General features: G+C 65.6%; 2 protein-coding genes. Both read left to right on the top strand.

Translation table 11 applies throughout. The annotated features are described in order from the left end of the window. Positions 1-301 precede the first annotated feature (301 nt). Positions 302-1,267 carry a carbohydrate ABC transporter permease gene (locus ACR9ZG_RS18705; protein ID WP_481286348.1) on the top strand — a complete coding sequence of 322 codons (966 nt, stop codon included), beginning with the start codon at positions 302-304 and terminating at the stop codon, positions 1,265-1,267. Continuing rightward, the gene (locus ACR9ZG_RS18700) at positions 1,267-2,223 is read left to right on the top strand and encodes a carbohydrate ABC transporter permease (RefSeq protein ID WP_481286347.1); all 957 of its coding nucleotides are present in this window, start codon (positions 1,267-1,269) and stop codon (positions 2,221-2,223) included. Before ACR9ZG_RS18705 ends, ACR9ZG_RS18700 begins: the two co-directional genes overlap by 1 nt. Positions 2,224-2,255: the final 32 nt, after the last annotated feature.

Genomic DNA, 2,255 nt, shown 5'->3' with positions numbered 1-2,255 from the left:
CCACCTCCCACCTCCCCCGGGGCAGACACGCCCCCGTCGGCGGTGTACCGTCCGTGCCGGAAGCGAAGGGTGTCCTGCGCGTCGTCGAACCCGGGCGTGAGCGCGGGTGGGACGGGCGGTCCCGGTTGCGTCACGGCAGACGAGGCCTTATGCTCGCCGTGATGTGGTAACGATGCCACACCGCCGAAAGCGCAAGCCCGGGGGCGCGAGCCGACGGAGCGCGAGCGCAGGCGGGAAGGATCGAAAGGGCGGCGATGAGGATCACCGAGCTCGACGATGCTGCAGGCAAGGGAGGCTGCTCATGGCCGTCCTGACCGATACGTCCGGCACGACGCGCGCGGATGCGCGCAAGCCCGGCAAGAAGCGCGGCACCAAATACAACAAGCGCGAGGCGATCGCGGGCTACCTCTTCATCAGCCCGTGGATCGTCGGGTTCCTGGTGTTCACGCTGGGCGCGATGCTGTACAGCCTGTACATCTCGTTCAGCGACTACAACCTGGCGACCAACAGCGCCACACCGGCCGGCGTCGACAACTATGCCGAGCTGTTCAACGACCCGAAGGTGGGCCTCTCGCTCGGCAACACCCTCTTCTACGCGATCATGGCGGTGCCGCTCGAGATCATCTTCGCGCTGCTCCTCGCACTGCTGCTGAACTGGGTCGGTCGCGGAGCGGGCATCTTCCGCACCCTCTACTACCTGCCGAAGATGACACCGGCGGTGGCCACGGCCTCCATCTTCCTGCTGCTCCTCAACGGCAACACGGGCGCGATCAACCGCTTCCTCGCGATCTTCGGCATCGACGGCCCGCAGTGGCTGATCGACCCGAACTGGGTGAAGCCGTCCATCGTCCTCATGACGCTCTGGGGCGTCAGCGGCACGATGGTCATCTTCCTCGCGGCGCTGAAGAACGTGCCGCGCGACCTCTACGAGGTGGCGTCGCTCGACGGCGCGGGGCCGGTGCGCCAGTTCTTCACGATCACCATCCCGATGATCTCGCCGGCGATCTTCTTCAACGTCGTCGTGCTCACCATCGCGGCGCTGCAGGTCTTCGACCAGGCGTACCTGCTGTTCTGGCGCGACCAGACCAACGCGTCGCCCGAGTCGTCGCTGTTCTACGGCGTCTACCTCTTCCAGCAGGCGTTCCGGCAGTTCAACTTCGGCTTCGCCGCCGCCATGGCCTGGCTGCTGTTCGTGATCATCCTCCTGATCACCCTCGTGCAGGTGAAGGTCAGCAACCGCCTCGTCTACTACGAAGGAGACAAGTGATGTCGTCGGCAACCCAGTCCGCCCCCGCCGCGGCTCCGCTCGCCTCCGAAGCGCAGGTCGCCACCGGAGCGCCGCGCTCCTCCGGCCGTAAGAAGCCCGACCGCTGGTACAAGCCGAAGACGGTCGTCGGGAAGACGTTCCTGTGGATCGTCCTGATCGCCTTCAGCCTGCTGTTCCTGTACCCGTTCGCCTGGCTGCTCGCGTCGAGCCTCAAGCCGCGGCAGGAGGTGTTCGACAACTCCCTGTGGCCGAAGACGTTCACGCCGCAGAACTACGTGGAGGTGTGGAACCAGCTCCCCCTGCTGTCGTGGATCGGCAACAGCATCATCATCGCGCTGCTCGCCGCGGGCCTCGTCGCGATCTCGAGCTCGATCGTCGCGTTCGGGTTCGCGTACTTCAAGTTCCCGGGCCGCACCCTCCTGTTCGGCCTGGTGCTCGCCACGATGATGCTGCCCGGCGCCGTCACGATGGTGCCGCAGTACCTGATCTGGAAGAACCTCGGACTGATCGGCACGTGGATCCCGCTGTTCGGCATGAACCTGTTCGGCTCGGCCTTCTACATCTTCCTCCAGCGCCAGTTCTTCCTCGGACTGCCGCGCGAGCTGTTCGAGGCGGCTCGTCTCGACGGCGCGAGCTACTGGAAGCTGTTCACGAAGATCGCCCTGCCTCTGAGCATCCCGTCGTTCATCATCATCTTCCTGTTCGAGTTCCAGGCCAGCTGGAACAACCTCCAGGCGGCGCTGATCTACCTGAACGCGGGAGGCGTCGAGGGCTTCACCGTCCCGCTCGGCATCTCGTACGCGATGACGACCTTCAGCCCGACCAACGGTGGCCACGGCGACTACCAGTACGTGATGGTCGCGAGCCTCATCGTGACGCTGCCGATGCTCCTGCTGTTCGCCTTCGGGCAGCGGTACTTCATCGAAGGGGTCGCGACGCAGGGCCGCAAAGGCTGACGCGCGCTGCACGCACCTCACCGGGCGCGACG

The organism is Leifsonia sp. KNZ12-8B, from assembly GCF_056755495.1.
This window is presented reverse-complemented; position numbering and strand designations above follow the sequence as displayed.